A 15,552-nucleotide genomic window follows, 5' to 3' on the forward strand; every position below is an offset into this window, starting at 1 on the left:
TGAAAATCCGAATATTGTAATGTAAATATAACATTAACATACGGATTTATTCAAGCGTTATTCGTTCACCTAGTAACCTAACTGCATAAACTTTATCACAAAAGCCACGTAATCCATTATAAATGCGATGCATACGTGAATCATGCTGTACAAGTCCAAATACAGTTGGCCCACTGCCGCTCATGAGTACAGCATCGGCGCCAAAACGCTTTATTTGTTCTTTAATGAGAGCTACTTCCGGATGCATTTTCAGCGTTACTGCTTCCAATACATTTCCGACAAGGCTACACATTTGATCATAATTTCCTGATTGTATGGCGTGAACCATCTCATCTACTTTAGGATGATCCATTTCCTCAATTTTTAAGTTTCGATATACATCTGCTGTAGAAACACCTATTTCAGGCTTAGCCAAAATCACCCAGCAGCTTGGAGGTGCCTCAATATGCTCTACAATCTCTCCGCGCCCTGTAGCAAGAGCTGTCCCTCCGTACACGCAAAAAGATACGTCAGAGCCAATCTCAGCCCCTATTTCTGCAAGTGTGTCTAATGATAACCCTAATTCCCATAACGTATTTAAACCGCGTAATGTAGCAGCCGCGTCACTGCTGCCTCCAGCTAATCCAGCAGCTACTGGAATATGTTTATCAATTAATATATTTACACCTTTTGAAATGTTATAACGTCGCTTCAAAATCTGCGCTGCCTGATAAGCAAGATTTCGCTGGTCATCTGGAACAAAGCGATTATGAGAATAAATAACAATTCGTCCATCTTCACGATCAGAAAGTTCAATTCTGTCCGCTAAATCAATTGTTGTCATAATCATCTTAACTTCATGGTAACCATCTGGGCGTTTATGTAACACATCAAGTGACAAATTTATTTTAGCCGGTGCTTTCACCATTAATTTCAACTTACTTCACCTACTTCATCTTATCGAGTTTAACGCTATTTTATCATAAAATGAACAAGATATAGCTGTTCATTTAAACATCTTTGTTTAATCCTCTGTTTTATCTTTCATTTTGGGACAAAAAAACCGAAGCGGTTATACACTTCGGTTTTCCTCATTTCACTTTAAATAATCGCATAAGCATTGATTTTCACTATTGCCTTAGCTGCTGCTGTGCAAGCTCCACTGCTCGCTTCACCATATTGCCTGCGTCTTTTGCCCGAATAGCGCCCCAACCTTCTGCTTGTACAGTATCGTAAAAACCAAGTTCTTTAGCCAGTTCTTCTTTCAGCTTCGATGACATAATCCCTCTACGCCTTGACATTGTACATGGCTCCTTTACGTATAAAATGAAATTTCAACCTGAATCTCCTCGCTCTTTATACATGAAAATGCGAGGACGATATGTATAGTATGTATAAAAAATAATGTATATATAATTTGAAAAAAAGACCAATAAAAAAGCAGTAAACCAATGTCCACTGCTCATCACCACTTGCTATATTGCCTATGTCATTCTTAGAAAAATTTTAGTTGCACTGTTTCCGTTAACACATCTGCGTAACTATACGAAACGCGCTCCAAAGAGTTTTCCTCTTGATCTAATTCAACGATAAAAACAGATGGGTACGTTTCTGTTAATACACCTGAACGTTCTACTGTTTTTCTACGACCACCGTTTGCTTTTAAAGTTAATCGTTGGCCTAGGTGCAAATCCAGCGCTTGCTTAATATCAGACAAAGTTTTCGCCATATTGGTCCACCTCACTATGTATAGTGTAACACATGTTAGAAAAATAGTCAAAAACATAAAATTATAACAATCTATCTCTAATTGTGTCAATAAATAATTTTCAACATGAATCTACATTTCGCTGTTAGTATGCTCGTTTTTTAACGAAATATGTATATCTTTAGCAAATATTGAAAATGATTTTGTGAAATTCAGCGTATACTTTGGCTTCATACGAAAAAACAACTGGTTGCACATCATGCGTGTACATGCTGTAACCAGTTGTTTTTATTTCTACTCATCGCTTTCATAAGGCATGCCCGTGCGAAGCAGCCCTTTTGTTTCTACTCCTCCTAAACCTTTAGCACCCGTTAATGTATTACGTAAGACGTCCCATACATTAATACGATCCGTGAAAGGAGTAAAACTTAGTTTTGCTACTACATACACGGGGTCAAGCGCATGAATATTTACACGCGAAGGTGAACTAGCAAAGTTTGCTCCAGCTTGAATCAATAATTCAAAATGCGATTGACAGGCACCTGCAAAAATCACCAGCTGATCTAAATTACCAACTCTTTTTCTTGCTTCTTGGACTGTTCGAATATAGTGCTTGGAATGTCTATAAGCAAGAAGATCATCCTTATTTCCTTTTCCTTTGGAATAAGCATCATGCCCTGTCAGCACCAGAATATCAGGCCTTACATCCTCAATTAACTTTCCAACTTTCTCCGGCATCTCTGACTCTACGCAATGAACACCATAAACAGGAACACCAATTTTTTCGTAAACTAATAAACATTTACGTAAATAATTAGGGTCTCCGTCTACGTGCAGGACCTTTCCAGGAATTTGAAACAAGCGATGTGAATGGCTGTATCCATTAGTCATGCTATATTCAGTTTTCTCTCGAACGAGCCGATAATCCTGTTGAATAAGCTCCAAGGATCTTTCTAAAAGTTCTTCTTCTTGTTTTTTTCTTTGATCCTGTTCTTTAGCATCCACAACCTCTAAATCTGTACAAGGAGCGTCGGCAATCAACCGAACGTCTTCTCCTATTAAAGTCGCATATTTCCCCGCTTCGCTGTCATTAATAGCTATAACACGAAAAAGCAAATCTCTTTGATAAGAAGGTCGTGTAACTATATCACCAATTTTGATGTTCATATGCTTCACTCCGTCTTTGCTACTTCAAAAATAAATTCTCTTCATAGCCTATGACTTCATGATAAAAATGTGATGATTTAGCGAAATGATTTTAAAAGTTGGTCACTTAACGCTCCGAATTCTTGAATAGACAGCGTTTCGCCTCTTCTTTTCGGATCAATTTCAGCAGTTGCAAGTGCTTGCTCAATGTCCGCTTTTTTCTGTTTCCCATTTGGCAAGTTGTTCACTAGATTGTTTAAAATAGTTTTTCGGCGCTGTCCAAAACTTGCTCGTACAACTTGGAAGAAGAATGCTTCATCTTGTACTTCTACCGCTGGCTTCGGTCTTCTCAGCAGCCGAATAACAGCTGAATCTACATTAGGCTGCGGATTAAATACTGTTTTAGGCACAATCATAACCGTCTCAGCCTCTGTATAGTATTGAATCGCAATAGAAAGTGAACCGTACTCCTTTGTTCCCGGTTTAGCTGCTATACGGTCGGCAACTTCTTTTTGAAGCATAACAACGATTCCCCGTACCGGAATTTGCTCTTCTAATAATTTCATCAAAATGGGTGTCGTCACGTAATACGGTAAATTCGCAACGACCATTAAATCTTCTATGTTTTCGAATTCTTGTTCGAGCGTCTCTTTTAAATCCGCTTTTAACACATCTTGATGAATAACTTTTGCATTTGGGTAAGGAGAAAGAGTGTCGGCTAAAATCGGAAGCAGACGCTGGTCGATTTCAAATGCCAGTACTTTTTTTGCGCGCTTTGCTAGCTGTTCAGTTAACGCTCCGATACCGGGTCCAATTTCAATTGCTCCCGTTTCTTCTGTTATTTCTGCATGATCAACAATGCGATGTAAAATGTTCGTATCAATTAAAAAATTTTGTCCCAAACTCTTTTTAAATGTAAAACCGTATTTCTTTAAAATTTCCTTGGTTCGATTAGGCGTTGCAATATCTTTTAACACGATTCCTTTTCCTCCTTATTTATCTGCTCAACAGCTTTGATAAACTCCTCTTTTGAAATTTGGAACATCTGTAATCGTTTATGAAGCTGCTTTCCATTGGCATAGCCTATTTTTAATAACTTTCCTATTCTTTCACGTCGAGACTTGGCTTTACTATCTCCTACCAAACGAGCTACGATTAAATCCTCTTGAGAAATCTCCATATCTGCTTCTACCCACTCTTGCTTTACATCTTTTAGTGCTTTTTGAATAGACGCAATAGAAGCATGTTCAACTCCAATACCTTTGCCGTTTTTAGGGCGAGCCTCTTCTTTATCTAAAAATGCATGTTTACATCCTGGAACACGTTCTGAAACAATATTTCGAATTCGCTGTCCTGGATAATCTGGATCTGTAAAAATAATTACGCCTCTTGTTTTTTGAGCTAATTTTACTTTTTCAATGGTTTCTTCATTTACAGCTGATCCATTTGTCTCGATAGTATCCGCATCCACTGCACGTTTAATCGCTACGGTATCGTCCCGACCTTCTACTACAATAATTTCTTTAATCTTCATTTCTTCCTCCAAAACATTCAGTTTTGTTCATTTGCTTTTCAGTAAAAATGAAATGCTCGTTACTCACATCATTTTTCTTCTATGAAATCAACGTTTTATCTTATTATCAACTAAATTAAAAAGCATCTATCTGTTATTTTAACTGAAAAAGGCAGAGGATAACATTCTCCTCTGCGCCTATCTTTACTTTAACACGAAAATGATTGTTATATGAGAAAAAGTTTTAATCATTAATGCCAAATAGCTTTTTAGCGTTAGCTGTTGTAATATCAGCCAACTCTTCATACGTTATGCCTTTTAACTCTGCAATTTGCTCCGCTACGTATGACACATAACCAGGTTCATTGCGCTTGCCGCGGAATGGATGAGGAGTTAGATAAGGACAGTCTGTTTCAATTAATAGTTTATCTAAAGGAAGTTCTGCAGCAACTTCTTTTGGTTTTTTTGCATTTTTAAAAGTAACAGGTCCACCAAAAGAAATATACATATTCATATCCATACACTGCTTCGCTACTTCAATACTGCCCGTGAAGCAATGCATAATCCCGCCTACTTCCTCTACGTGCTCTTCTTTTAAAATGGTTACCACGTCTTCGGTGGCATCACGATTATGAATAATGATAGGTAAATTCACTTTGCGCGCTAAGCGAATTTGACGGCGAAATACGTCCTTTTGAACCTCTTTAGGTGATTTATCCCAATGATAGTCTAATCCCATCTCTCCTAAAGCCACAACTTTCGGATGCTGAGCTAACTCTTCAATCCAAGCTAAATGCTCATCCGTCATATCAATTGCATCTACTGGATGCCAGCCTACACTAGCATAGATAAAGTCGTACGTTTCAGCTATTTGAATAGCTTTTTTAATGGTAGGTTCATCAAATCCAACAACCACCATGTTTTGAACACCTTTTTCTAACGCGCGATTAATTACTTCTTGCAAATCGTCTTCATACTGTTCTGCGTTTAAATGAACATGTGTATCAAATAACATCTAATCGATCCTTTCCATGAATAAAAGGGGGTCCTCGCATGTTACACGTGAAACACCCCTTTTAACTATACTTATTTTATCTTCGTGCCGTTTGCTAAGTTTTGATCTACGCTTGCTAGTGAAAGACCATTCTCATCTTCACCGGCTAAAATCATTCCTTGTGATAGTTCGCCGCGCAATTTTACAGGTTTTAAGTTGGTTACACAAATTACTTTGCGACCTACTAATTCTTCAGGCTTATAAAACTTGGCAATACCTGATACAACTTGGCGTTTTTCATAGCCAAGATCAAGCTGCAGCTTTAATAGTTTATCTGCCTTCTTAACTGGTTCTACTTGCGTAACTTGCGCTACACGAAGCTCTACTTTCATGAAATCATCAATCGTAATCTCTTCAGAAGGCTCTTCCTTCACAACAGGTTTTTCTTCCTTCGGAGCACTTCCTTGCATCTGCTCTTTAATAAACGCTACCTCTTCTTCTCGATCTAGACGAGGGAACATTGGCTCACCTTTTTCTACTTTTGTGCCTTCTTTAAGCATATTAAAGCGCGTCGTGCTTTCCCACGTTTTTAACACATCTTCTTTTACACCGATCTGAGCAAAAATTTTCTCAGGTGTACGTGTTAAGAACGGCTGTAGTAATACCGCAATGTGACGAATTGATTCAGCTAGATGTGTCATAACGGAAGCAAGTTCTGCACGCTTATTCTCATCTTTTGCTAACGCCCAAGGCTGCGTTTCATCAATGTATTTATTCGTGCGGCTTACATATTGCCAGATAGAAGCAAGAGCCACTGAAAACTCCATATCCTCCATCGCTTCTTCATATTTATTCACTGTATCTTTTTGAGCTTGTACGATAAGTGCATCAAACTCGGTTACATTTCCTTCATAAGTCGGAATAACACCATCAAAATACTTATTAATCATCGCCACTGTACGGTTAACTAGGTTGCCAAGGTCATTTGCTAAGTCAAAGTTAATACGTTCAACAAACGCTTCTGGTGTGAATACACCGTCTGAACCGAATGGAACTTCACGAAGCAAGTAGTAACGAAGGGCATCTAACCCATAGCGGTCAATCAATGTCACTGGGTCTACTACATTCCCTTTTGACTTCGACATCTTTCCATCTTTCATTAATAACCAGCCGTGAGCAAATACTTTCTTAGGAAGTGGCAAATCAAGTGCCATCAACATGATTGGCCAATAAATGGTATGGAAACGTACGATTTCTTTTCCTACTAAATGTACGTTAGCCGGCCAGTATTTTCGATAGTTTTCATCATTTTCAGTATCATACCCAAGAGAGGTGATATAGTTAGAAAGCGCATCAATCCATACGTAAATAACGTGTTTTGGGTTACCTGGAACTTTTACCCCCCAATCAAACGTCGTACGAGAAACAGCTAAGTCTTCAAGACCCGGCTTAATAAAATTATTGATCATTTCGTTTTTACGAGACTCCGGTTGAATAAATGAAGGGTTCTCTTCATAAAAAGCTAGTAAACGATCTACGTATTTCCCCATTTTAAAGAAATAGGACTCTTCTCGAACGAGCTCTACAGGGTGTCCGCTATCCGGGCTTTTCCCACCTACAACTTTTCCATTTTCAACGATTGGATCTACTAGTTGATGCTCTGTATAGTACGTCTCATCGGGAACTGAATACCAACCTTCATACTCATCAAGATAAATATCACCCTGTTCTAAAAGGCGCGCGAAAATCTTTTCCACGATTTCTTTATGTCTTGGTTCTGTTGTACGGATAAAATCGTCATACGAAATATCCATCTTATCCCACAGCTCTTTGATTCCAGAGACAATATCATCTACGTATTGCTGAGGTGTCACGTTTTTCTCTTCTGCTTTTCGCTGAATTTTTTGACCATGTTCATCCGTACCTGTTAAATAACGTACGTCAAACCCTCTCAAACGTTTATAACGAGCCATTGCATCTCCCGCTACCGTCGTGTATGCGTGCCCTATATGTAATTTACCACTCGGATAATAAATCGGCGTAGTAATGTAAAATGTATTATTTCCATCTGCCATGTTCATAACCTCCAACATTCCATTTCAACATTTTGATTTATATGGATGTAATCATATAAACCCTGTCTTCTTATTCTACTATCTATCATACTATTTTACATGATAATTTCAAAACATTCTCTTCCTATATACACGGGAATATGACGGATTCACTTCATTTTTAAATAATCGTTATTTTCCCAAAAAATAATCCTGTTAATTGTATCAGCTTCGCCCTATTTTTATAAAAAATATACCCCCATTCAAAAAGTCACTTTGATAAAAACGACAAATAGGTCTAATTTTGTCGTTTTATGTCGAATTATATTTACCCTATCTTCAAAATAGTTAATATCAAGCTATTTAGGCGATTAATCTTTTTTCCAATGAAACCCCTTGTCATTCCTTGACTGACGGTCACAATTAGCTTCTAAACGAGTCGGGGAAAAAATTTTTTCCCAGCTACATTTTTTTACATATAAAATGATTGACTAGTTTTGGAAACGCTGGTATTATGAAAGTACGTTGAAATTGTCGAATAATGACGAAAGTAATAACATAGAAAAATGATCATTGAGAGGAGAACGATTAACATGAAATCTACAGGTATTGTTCGTAAAGTTGATGAATTAGGACGCGTAGTAATTCCAATTGAATTACGTCGTACATTAGGAATTGCAGAGAAAGATGCTCTAGAAATCTATGTAGATGAAGAGCGCATCATCTTAAAAAAATATAAACCAAACATGACTTGCCAAGTAACAGGTGAAGTATCTGATGATAACATTCAACTTGCTAGCGGCAAATTAATTCTAAGCCGTGAAGGTGCAGAACAAATCATGAAAGAACTTCAAGATTCTTTACAAGCTTCTAAATAAAACGAAAAGCTGTCTATGATAGACAGCTTTTTTTAATGTACGTGATATTCACTATAAATGTCTCGTTTTGATACATCTCGGTCTTTTGCCACTTGCTTAATCGCTTCTTTGTTTGAAAGTCCTTCTTCTACATAGTGATCAACGTGCTCGATAATGGTGAGCTGTTCCCACCATAGATTACTTTCATCTGGCGCTTCTTCATTTGTCCCTTCAAGAATTAAGCAGAATTCCCCTCTAATATCTGTGGCATTTGTCCATTCAATTGCTTCTAATACGCTTCCTCTTAAAAATTCTTCATAGCGTTTGGTTAACTCTCTACATAACACAATAGATCGGTTCCCTAAAATTTCTTCTATACTCTTTAGCGTTTCTTTTAATCGATGAGGGGCTTCATAAAATATCATGCTTTCTTTAATATACTGAAGCTCTTGAAGCTGTTCTTTACGCTGTTTTTTATTTCTGTTTAAAAATCCATAGAAATAAAACTGCCCTGTAGGTAGACCAGAAGCAATTAAAGCTGTTAATGCTGCGTTAGGCCCCGGCAGCGGAACAACCGTATATCCTTCTTTAACGGCAGCTACCACTAACTCATAACCAGGATCTGAAATACAGGGCATACCCGCGTCGCTTACTAAAGCAATATTTTTTTCACTGTCCAAGTCGCTTAACAGCTGTTCACTTTTTGTATGTTTATTATGTTCATGATAACTTGTAATAGGCGTATCGATTTCAAAGTGGTTACATAGTTTTTTCGTTTGTCTCGTATCTTCTGCGGCAATATAATCAACTTCTTTTAAAATTCGAATCGCACGAAATGTCATATCCTCTAAGTTTCCAATAGGAGTGGGAACTAAATATAAAACGCCTCGTTCATTCGATACATCATAACTTTTTTGTGATTTCATTCTGCTTTTCTTGCTCCCTTCGAATGTAAGCCTGTTTTTGCACTCTGCTTAACTGTTTGAACCAATACTCTTTTTGCATAGCTTCTGTTTTAGAAGTAAACACCTCATGCCAAATTAATGAAACAGGCCTTCTTGCTCTCGTATATTTTGCCCCTTTCCCTTCATTATGGACAGAAATACGTTTTTGCAAATTATTCGTGTAACCAGCGTAATACGTACAGTCCTTGCATTCAACTACATAAAAATAATGATTATTCTGTTCCATATAAAATCCTTTTTAATTCGTCCGTGTATTCATCATTATCTTGGTAGACCACCAGCGGAGGAAGAATCTTTAAATCTGGACTTCCATCCTTCGTACCTTCAATTAAAAGTGTATTTGCTTCTTTCCCATCTTTAGGATAGACAAACTGAAGTCTCTTTGGCTCTAAACGGTATTGCCTCATTAACGTAACGATATCTAATAGTCTCCCTGGACGGTGAACCAATGCTACTTTTCCGCCTTGCTTAACTAGTTGACTACTGGCTCTAATCACATCTTCCAACGAACAATGAATTTCGTGGCGAGCGATTGCAAAGTGTTCGTTTTCATTTATTTCTTCTTTATTGGATGTGGTGAAATAAGGAGGATTACATGTTACAACATCATATTTTCCATAACCCAGTTCTTGAGGTGCATTTTTTAAATCACCATGTATCATTTTAATCTGCCCATCCAGCTGATTATACGCAATACTTCTTTGTGCCATACTATGTAGCCGCTCTTGAATTTCTACACCAATGATTTTTCCCTTTGTTCGTTTAGATAAAAACAGTGGGATTACACCGTTTCCTGAACATAAATCAACCAAGTTGCCTTTACGAATTGGGACATAAGCAAAGTGAGATAAAAGCACAGCATCCAATGAAAAGGAAAAGACAGATGGACTTTGAATAATGCGCATTTCCTCATCGGCTAATAGATAATCTAAACGTTCATCTCCATATAACTCAACCATAATCGTTCTTCTCCTTGTACATCTATTATTTACATCTTTTACTCATAAAAAGAACCTCTCCAAAAGGGAGAGGTGTTGTTACTTTTTATTTAAAAATGACAAGCAAAACAAACAGTCTCCATCTTTACGCACACTTCCATAATGAATGTTACAAATATGAAAACCCTCTTGGTAAAGGCGAGCCAAATTGTCATATCCTTCTCCGATATCAATTTGTTTTTGCTCTTTTGTTTGAGCGCTTGCTTTTGAATGTCTATTTTTCAGCTTCGTTTCGAAGTTTGTCTGGTCAAGGCGACGGCGCAAATGATCATTTTCTATTTGCAGATGATGATTTTCTTCAATTAGCTCAGCAAGATGCTCTTTCAACTCACCTAACTGCTTATATAAATGACCAATTTGTTCCTCCATGTTTGTCACCGAATCAAAAATCTCTTTTTTATCCACCTTTGCCCACCTCGTTAATCTGTGGCTTGAAACGAAACAGCACCTTCATTATTGATCTCATCCAGAGTATACTCTAAAATTTGTTCGTGATCTGACAGTTCCACTTGAATAATTCTTTCCAAAATATTCAAACCTACTACACGTCCTGAACCATCTGAAGTTTTAATTGTTGAGCCTATATCAGGAAGCTGTTCTTTTGCCGTTTCATACTCATCATTTTCATATTTTAAACAACACATCAAACGTCCGCATAAACCAGAAATTTTCGTTGGATTAAGCGATAGGTTTTGGTCTTTGGCCATCTTAATAGAAACCGGCTCAAAATCACCTAAAAACGTTGAGCAACATAGCATACGTCCACAAGGACCTATCCCACCCAACAGTTTTGCCTCGTCTCGTACACCAATTTGACGAAGCTCAATTCGCGTACGGAAAATAGCAGCTAAATCTTTAACTAGCTCTCTAAAATCAATACGGCCGTCTGCTGTAAAATAAAAAATGACTTTATTACGATCAAACGTATATTCTACATCTACTAACTTCATATCTAAATCGTGTGATTGAATTTTTTGCACGCATACGTCATACGCTTCTCTAGCAGCTTGTTTATTTTCATCCACAATCAGCCTGTCTTTTTGTTCAGCAATGCGGATTACTTTTTTCAAAGGAAGCACGACATCATGTTCACTTACTTGCTTTTTGTTAATAACCACTCTGCCAAATTCAACACCACGAACTGTTTCTACAATAACAAACTCACCATCTGGAATTGTAAGTTCTCCAGGGTCAAAATAATATATTTTTCCCGCTTTTTTAAAGCGAACGCCTACTACATCATACAAGCTTTTATCCCTCCTGCAAATCCAACACCAGCTGTTCCATTAATAACTGTAGATTCATATTTGAATTTAATTTATTTTTGGCCTTCAAGATAACCTCTAAGCGATAAATCGCTTTTTCCTGCGTTGTCTGAAGAGCTTGCTGTTTTAATTCTTCTATTTTATGACGATAGACGATTTTAGACTCTTGTCCAACTTGCAGCGTCAACAAATCACGGTAAAGAAGCATCAATAAAGTTAAACCAATATGAGCTTGTTCTTTTTCTTTAAAATGTGTTACCCACTTTTCATGAATAAAAAGAAGAGCTTGTTGAGGTCTCGTTGTTAACACTTCATATAATTGTATCACTAACTTTATTGCAAGTCCAAACCATTCATCTTTACTTAATTCAATTGCTTCATCAATGCTGTTTGTTAAATTAGACAAGATGGACGCATCTACTGCGGAAAGGCCATTTTCTACTAGTTTTTCAGCTAACTGTTCTGGTGTAAGAGATCGAAATGATATTACTTGGCAACGTGAGATAATCGTATCTAATAAGCGCTGTATATTTTCTGTTAATAAAATTGCATAAGTTCCGTTGCCAGGCTCTTCTAAAAATTTCAGTAAACTATTTGCTGCGCTTACTGTCATTTTATCAACATGATTCACAATATATAACTTTTTATTAGATTCAACACCGGTTTTTGTGAATTCTGATTGCAAGAATTGAATTTGCTCTTTTTTAATCGATAAACCAGCTGGCTCAATCAAGTGAATATCTGGATGATTACCTGAATCAATTCGCCGGCAGTTACTGCACTCATGGCATGGCCTATGATTAACTGGATTTTGGCAAAACAGTGCTTTAGCAAACAAAAAACTAATTTGTTTTTTACCTGTTCCTTTGCTTCCTTCAAATAAATAAGCATGAGCAACTCGCTCTTTAAGTAAGCTGTTTTGCAAAATCTTTAATACGTTCGGCTGAAGAGCTTCAAGCTGTTCCCATGTATTTCCCATTCAATCATCACTTTCTATTTAAAATCTTCTCTCTTAAAATTGATGAAATTGATCTACTGGTAGTACGAATACTGTAGCTCCGCCCACTTCAACTTCAACAGGATACGGAATGTATGAATCTGCATTACCACCCATCGGTGCCACAGGAGAAATCATCTGTCTGCGGTTTTCACATTGGCCCTTAATAATATCAAGTACTTCATCTACTTTATGATCATCTGTACCAATCATAATTGTTGTATTCCCTGATTTTAAAAATCCGCCCGTACTTGATAATTTGGTTGAACGAAATCCTCTTTCTACAAGTGCATTTAAAAGCTTTGAGCTATCTGAATCTTGAATAACGGCCATTACTAATTTCATGAATAACACCTCATTTTACTTTATTGTTAAGAATAGTATAGCAAGAATAACAATCATCTGTATTTATTTTAAAATCAATTGTATCTGTTTATAAGCTTCTTCACAGACCTTTTCAATGGATTGATTTGCATCAATTCGGCGAATACGCTCTGGAAATTGACTCAAAAGAGATAGATATCCATCTCGTACTTTGTAATGAAAGTCTAAGGATTCTAAATCTAATCGATTAATCTCATCTTTTCGACCTTTATTAATTCTTTCTAATCCTACCTCAGGCTCAATATCAAAATATAAAGTGGCCTGTGGCATCGTTTGCTCAATAGCAAATTGATTGATAGCAAAAATATCTTCTACACCTATCCCCCGCGCATTTCCTTGATAAGCAAGTGAGCTATCAATAAAACGGTCACATAATACTATATTCCCTTTATTTAGCTCAGGAATCACTTTTTCTACAAGATGTTGTCTCCTAGCCGCAGCGTAAAGAAGTGCTTCTGTTCTGGCATCCATTTCCGTGTTAGATGGATTTAAGATGATTTCACGAATTTGTTCAGCAATTCGTATGCCTCCAGGCTCTCTTGTTAATACAATGTTATAGCCATCTTGTATTAATTTTTGTTGAACCATATGGATGATGGTCGTCTTACCAGCACCCTCTGGCCCTTCGAATGTAATAAACGTTCCTGACATGTATAAATTCCTTTCTCTATTTAAATACTTCTATCTTTCCTTCTTCCATACAAGAGCCGCCTTGAATATGACCATTTAACCTTTGAATATGCAAAATATAGTCAATATGATTGCTCGTAATCGTTTCTCCCTCCATTAAAATAGGAATTCCAGGAGGATATGGAATAATAGATTGTGCGCTTACACACCCAATCGCTTCTTCAAACGAACACATATGCTTTGTCCTTAATTTTCTTTCTTCCATAGACAGGAGAACCGTTGCCCTTGAAAAACGAAATGGTTTGATTAGTGGTTTTTCATACGACTTACGCTGTATATTTGCTACTGCTTGTCTAACCCGCTTAATTGTATCATTAAAGTCCCAACTGCTGCTTAACGGTAGAACAAACAATACATAGTTAACGTCAGCTAGTTCTGTATAAATATCTTGTTTTTCCAGTTCCTTTTGCAAATCATATCCTGTTGCCGCCGAACAAGTCAATGTCATTTTCAAAAGGTCGGTAGCAGTTTGATCTGTTTCCACATTAATAGTTGAAAGTGTATCAATCTTATTAATCTTTTCAACAAACGAATGAATATTGTCAGTCATTCTATCGATATCATGCTGTGTAAACTGCTGCAGATAATACCGTGCCAAATCGAGAGAAGCCATAATAGGGTATGAAGGACTGCTTGACTGAAGTACTTGTAGGTAATGGCGCACCGCTTGCTTATTCACTAATGTTCCCTGCATATGTAAATAAGAACCCATTGTCATAGCTGGTAGCGTTTTATGTGCTGACTGAACGACAAGGTCAGCTCCATACGTAACAGCTGACGACGGAAAAGGATTGCCTAAAATAAAATGGGCTCCATGAGCTTCATCAATAACTATAGGAATATTGTAGCTATGAATAAAGTCAATGGTCTCCTTTAAATCTCGTGCCACCCCGTAGTAAGTAGGATTTGTTAATACAAATGCTTTTATATCCTCAGAACGCTCTAAAGCCGCTTTAATTGTTTTAATGGATACACCTGTACTAAGATGTGTTTTTGAATCTATTTCAGGAGCTAAAAAAATAGGTGATGCCTTTGATAAAGTAATAGCATTAAAAATAGATTTATGAGAATCTCTTTGAACAGCAATTTTATCTCCTTCTTGACAAAGAGATAAAATTGCTGAGAGGTTGCCTACAGTAGAACCATTAACTAAAAAAAAGCTTTCATCTACTCCATACAACTTTGCCGTTAACTCTTGTGCTTCTTTAATAACAGATTCTGCTTCATGTAAATCATCTAATCCGCTAATTTCCGTTAGATCGTATTGCAAAAAATCTGCGTAAGAAGACTGAATATGTGAAGGTAGAATTTGACCATTTTTATGGCCGGGCACGTGGTAAGAGAGTGACCTCTTTTCGCTATGCCTTACTAAACGGTTATATAAAGGTAAATATGTATCCATACATCCATTCCTTACTTTTTGTAAATATAACATTGTTAACTTGATAAAAGAATATGTAAGCATTTTTCCTATCAAAATTCATTTTTCTTTCATTATAACAAACTTAGATGATTTTTTTGAGCCATATAAAGAAGCCCTTATAAAAAAGGGCTTTTAGTAAGAAAACGCTCCTGATATTCTCTTTAATTGATTTACTAACAATTGATAACGAAAATGAGATGAATCCACCTCTACAATCTCTACCTCGCAGTGTTGGCATATAAAGCTGGAAAACACCTCAATACCCTTTGTATGCTGTTCATGACAAACGGAACATGTTTTAATTTGTTTTTCCATTACTCTCCACCTCCACTAAATAAGTATCGACAAGATGTAACTTCTTTATGCAGTTCATTTACCCCATTTTATGTAGATAGCTTATACTTTGTGAATAATAAAAAAAGACTAGCTAAAATAGCTAGTCTTTTTTCAAGTGCCTGGCAACGTCCTACTCTCACAGGGACAAAGTCCCAACTACCATTGGCGCTAAAGAGCTTAACTTCCGTGTTCGGTATGGGAACGGGTGTGACCTCTTCGCTATCGCCACCAGACAAGAGATTG

At 37.0% G+C, this 15,552-nt stretch carries 19 protein-coding genes and 1 rRNA gene; 1 reads left to right on the top strand and 19 read right to left on the bottom strand.

From position 1 onward, the window contains the following. Positions 1-46: 46 nt before the first annotated feature. The 8 genes from ispE to metG all read right to left on the bottom strand — a co-directional run bounded on the left by ispE (position 47) and on the right by metG (position 7,415). Positions 47-916, bottom strand: coding sequence for a 4-(cytidine 5'-diphospho)-2-C-methyl-D-erythritol kinase (gene ispE / locus ACH6EI_RS26450; protein ID WP_013054861.1), 870 nt, complete (start codon positions 914-916; stop codon positions 47-49). Positions 917-1,109: 193 nt separating this feature from the next. Further along, positions 1,110-1,280 (bottom strand): small, acid-soluble spore protein, alpha/beta type, encoded by a 171-nt coding sequence (locus ACH6EI_RS26455; RefSeq protein ID WP_016762700.1) that lies wholly within the window; start codon positions 1,278-1,280, stop codon positions 1,110-1,112. Between the two features lie 194 nt (positions 1,281-1,474). Continuing rightward, entirely contained in the window at positions 1,475-1,708 is a 234-nt protein-coding gene (gene veg, locus ACH6EI_RS26460; protein WP_013054859.1) for a biofilm formation stimulator Veg, read from the bottom strand. A 273-nt stretch (positions 1,709-1,981) separates the two neighbouring features. Continuing rightward, the gene (gene yabG / locus ACH6EI_RS26465) at positions 1,982-2,854 is read right to left on the bottom strand and encodes a sporulation peptidase YabG (RefSeq protein ID WP_028412638.1); all 873 of its coding nucleotides are present in this window, start codon (positions 2,852-2,854) and stop codon (positions 1,982-1,984) included. A gap of 77 nt (positions 2,855-2,931) precedes the next feature. Continuing rightward, positions 2,932-3,810 carry a 16S rRNA (adenine(1518)-N(6)/adenine(1519)-N(6))-dimethyltransferase RsmA gene (gene rsmA, locus ACH6EI_RS26470; RefSeq protein ID WP_028412637.1) on the bottom strand — a complete coding sequence of 293 codons (879 nt, stop codon included), beginning with the start codon at positions 3,808-3,810 and terminating at the stop codon, positions 2,932-2,934. Further along, positions 3,804-4,367 carry a ribonuclease M5 gene (gene rnmV / locus ACH6EI_RS26475; RefSeq protein ID WP_028412636.1) on the bottom strand — a complete coding sequence of 188 codons (564 nt, stop codon included), beginning with the start codon at positions 4,365-4,367 and terminating at the stop codon, positions 3,804-3,806. Before rnmV ends, rsmA begins: the two co-directional genes overlap by 7 nt. Before the next feature lie 223 nt (positions 4,368-4,590). Next, a complete protein-coding gene (locus ACH6EI_RS26480; RefSeq protein WP_028412635.1) occupies positions 4,591-5,361 on the bottom strand; it encodes a TatD family hydrolase in 771 nt (256 codons plus the stop codon). Positions 5,362-5,432: 71 nt separating this feature from the next. Continuing rightward, on the bottom strand, positions 5,433-7,415 hold the full coding sequence (gene metG, locus ACH6EI_RS26485) for a methionine--tRNA ligase (RefSeq protein WP_028412634.1): 1,983 nt from the start codon (positions 7,413-7,415) through the stop codon (positions 5,433-5,435). A 566-nt stretch (positions 7,416-7,981) separates the two neighbouring features. On the opposite strand from metG, the gene ACH6EI_RS26490 reads away from it, so the two are divergent. After that, a complete protein-coding gene (locus tag ACH6EI_RS26490) occupies positions 7,982-8,272 on the top strand; it encodes a transition state genes transcriptional regulator AbrB (protein ID WP_170836841.1) in 291 nt (96 codons plus the stop codon). Between the two features lie 32 nt (positions 8,273-8,304). Here ACH6EI_RS26490 and rsmI read toward each other — a convergent pair whose 3' ends face one another. From rsmI to rrf, 11 genes are all read right to left on the bottom strand, one after another. Continuing rightward, positions 8,305-9,177 (bottom strand): 16S rRNA (cytidine(1402)-2'-O)-methyltransferase, encoded by an 873-nt coding sequence (gene rsmI / locus ACH6EI_RS26495; RefSeq protein ID WP_016762698.1) that lies wholly within the window; start codon positions 9,175-9,177, stop codon positions 8,305-8,307. Next, the gene (locus ACH6EI_RS26500; RefSeq protein ID WP_013054850.1) at positions 9,155-9,442 is read right to left on the bottom strand and encodes a GIY-YIG nuclease family protein; all 288 of its coding nucleotides are present in this window, start codon (positions 9,440-9,442) and stop codon (positions 9,155-9,157) included. The genes rsmI and ACH6EI_RS26500 overlap by 23 nt, the downstream gene beginning before the upstream one ends. Next, positions 9,429-10,175, bottom strand: a complete 747-nt coding sequence (locus tag ACH6EI_RS26505) for a tRNA1(Val) (adenine(37)-N6)-methyltransferase (protein ID WP_028412633.1) — start codon at positions 10,173-10,175, stop codon at positions 9,429-9,431. Before ACH6EI_RS26505 ends, ACH6EI_RS26500 begins: the two co-directional genes overlap by 14 nt. A gap of 78 nt (positions 10,176-10,253) precedes the next feature. Continuing rightward, positions 10,254-10,619 carry a DNA replication initiation control protein YabA gene (yabA, locus tag ACH6EI_RS26510; RefSeq protein ID WP_013054848.1) on the bottom strand — a complete coding sequence of 122 codons (366 nt, stop codon included), beginning with the start codon at positions 10,617-10,619 and terminating at the stop codon, positions 10,254-10,256. A 14-nt stretch (positions 10,620-10,633) separates the two neighbouring features. Beyond that, the gene (locus ACH6EI_RS26515) at positions 10,634-11,461 is read right to left on the bottom strand and encodes a PSP1 domain-containing protein (protein WP_013054847.1); all 828 of its coding nucleotides are present in this window, start codon (positions 11,459-11,461) and stop codon (positions 10,634-10,636) included. A gap of 4 nt (positions 11,462-11,465) precedes the next feature. Continuing rightward, complete coding sequence (gene holB / locus ACH6EI_RS26520) at positions 11,466-12,458, bottom strand: DNA polymerase III subunit delta' (protein ID WP_013054846.1); 993 nt, start codon at positions 12,456-12,458, stop codon at positions 11,466-11,468. A 33-nt stretch (positions 12,459-12,491) separates the two neighbouring features. After that, positions 12,492-12,821: a cyclic-di-AMP receptor gene (locus ACH6EI_RS26525; RefSeq protein ID WP_013054845.1), complete on the bottom strand. Its 330-nt coding sequence runs from the start codon at positions 12,819-12,821 to the stop codon at positions 12,492-12,494. Positions 12,822-12,884: 63 nt separating this feature from the next. After that, complete coding sequence (gene tmk, locus ACH6EI_RS26530) at positions 12,885-13,511, bottom strand: dTMP kinase (protein ID WP_028412632.1); 627 nt, start codon at positions 13,509-13,511, stop codon at positions 12,885-12,887. A gap of 16 nt (positions 13,512-13,527) precedes the next feature. Further along, positions 13,528-14,952 carry an aminotransferase class I/II-fold pyridoxal phosphate-dependent enzyme gene (locus ACH6EI_RS26535; RefSeq protein WP_028412631.1) on the bottom strand — a complete coding sequence of 475 codons (1,425 nt, stop codon included), beginning with the start codon at positions 14,950-14,952 and terminating at the stop codon, positions 13,528-13,530. A 153-nt stretch (positions 14,953-15,105) separates the two neighbouring features. After that, positions 15,106-15,288 (bottom strand): sigma factor G inhibitor Gin, encoded by a 183-nt coding sequence (locus ACH6EI_RS26540; protein ID WP_013081329.1) that lies wholly within the window; start codon positions 15,286-15,288, stop codon positions 15,106-15,108. A gap of 138 nt (positions 15,289-15,426) precedes the next feature. Further along, positions 15,427-15,542, bottom strand: a 5S ribosomal RNA gene (rrf, locus tag ACH6EI_RS26545). Positions 15,543-15,552 lie beyond the last annotated feature (10 nt).

Source organism: Priestia sp. JSM ZJ58 (assembly GCF_044383985.1).
GTDB classification, from domain to species: domain Bacteria; phylum Bacillota; class Bacilli; order Bacillales; family Bacillaceae_H; genus Priestia; species Priestia zanthoxyli.

Bases quoted from the DNA above. Each gene is read 5' to 3' on its own strand.
- ACH6EI_RS26500 (WP_013054850.1), bottom strand. From the start codon at position 9,442: ATGGAACAGAATAATCATTATTTTTATGTAGTTGAATGCAAGGACTGT.
- veg (WP_013054859.1), bottom strand. From the start codon at position 1,708: ATGGCGAAAACTTTGTCTGATATTAAGCAAGCGCTGGATTTGCACCTA.
- ACH6EI_RS26525 (WP_013054845.1), bottom strand. From the start codon at position 12,821: ATGAAATTAGTAATGGCCGTTATTCAAGATTCAGATAGCTCAAAGCTT.
- holB (WP_013054846.1), bottom strand. From the start codon at position 12,458: ATGGGAAATACATGGGAACAGCTTGAAGCTCTTCAGCCGAACGTATTA.
- ACH6EI_RS26535 (WP_028412631.1), bottom strand. From the start codon at position 14,952: ATGGATACATATTTACCTTTATATAACCGTTTAGTAAGGCATAGCGAA.
- ACH6EI_RS26480 (WP_028412635.1), bottom strand. From the start codon at position 5,361: ATGTTATTTGATACACATGTTCATTTAAACGCAGAACAGTATGAAGAC.
- rnmV (WP_028412636.1), bottom strand. From the start codon at position 4,367: ATGAAGATTAAAGAAATTATTGTAGTAGAAGGTCGGGACGATACCGTA.
- rsmI (WP_016762698.1), bottom strand. From the start codon at position 9,177: ATGAAATCACAAAAAAGTTATGATGTATCGAATGAACGAGGCGTTTTA.
- ACH6EI_RS26540 (WP_013081329.1), bottom strand. From the start codon at position 15,288: ATGGAAAAACAAATTAAAACATGTTCCGTTTGTCATGAACAGCATACA.
- yabG (WP_028412638.1), bottom strand. From the start codon at position 2,854: ATGAACATCAAAATTGGTGATATAGTTACACGACCTTCTTATCAAAGA.
- metG (WP_028412634.1), bottom strand. From the start codon at position 7,415: ATGGCAGATGGAAATAATACATTTTACATTACTACGCCGATTTATTAT.
- ACH6EI_RS26455 (WP_016762700.1), bottom strand. From the start codon at position 1,280: ATGTCAAGGCGTAGAGGGATTATGTCATCGAAGCTGAAAGAAGAACTG.
- tmk (WP_028412632.1), bottom strand. From the start codon at position 13,511: ATGTCAGGAACGTTTATTACATTCGAAGGGCCAGAGGGTGCTGGTAAG.
- ACH6EI_RS26505 (WP_028412633.1), bottom strand. From the start codon at position 10,175: ATGGTTGAGTTATATGGAGATGAACGTTTAGATTATCTATTAGCCGAT.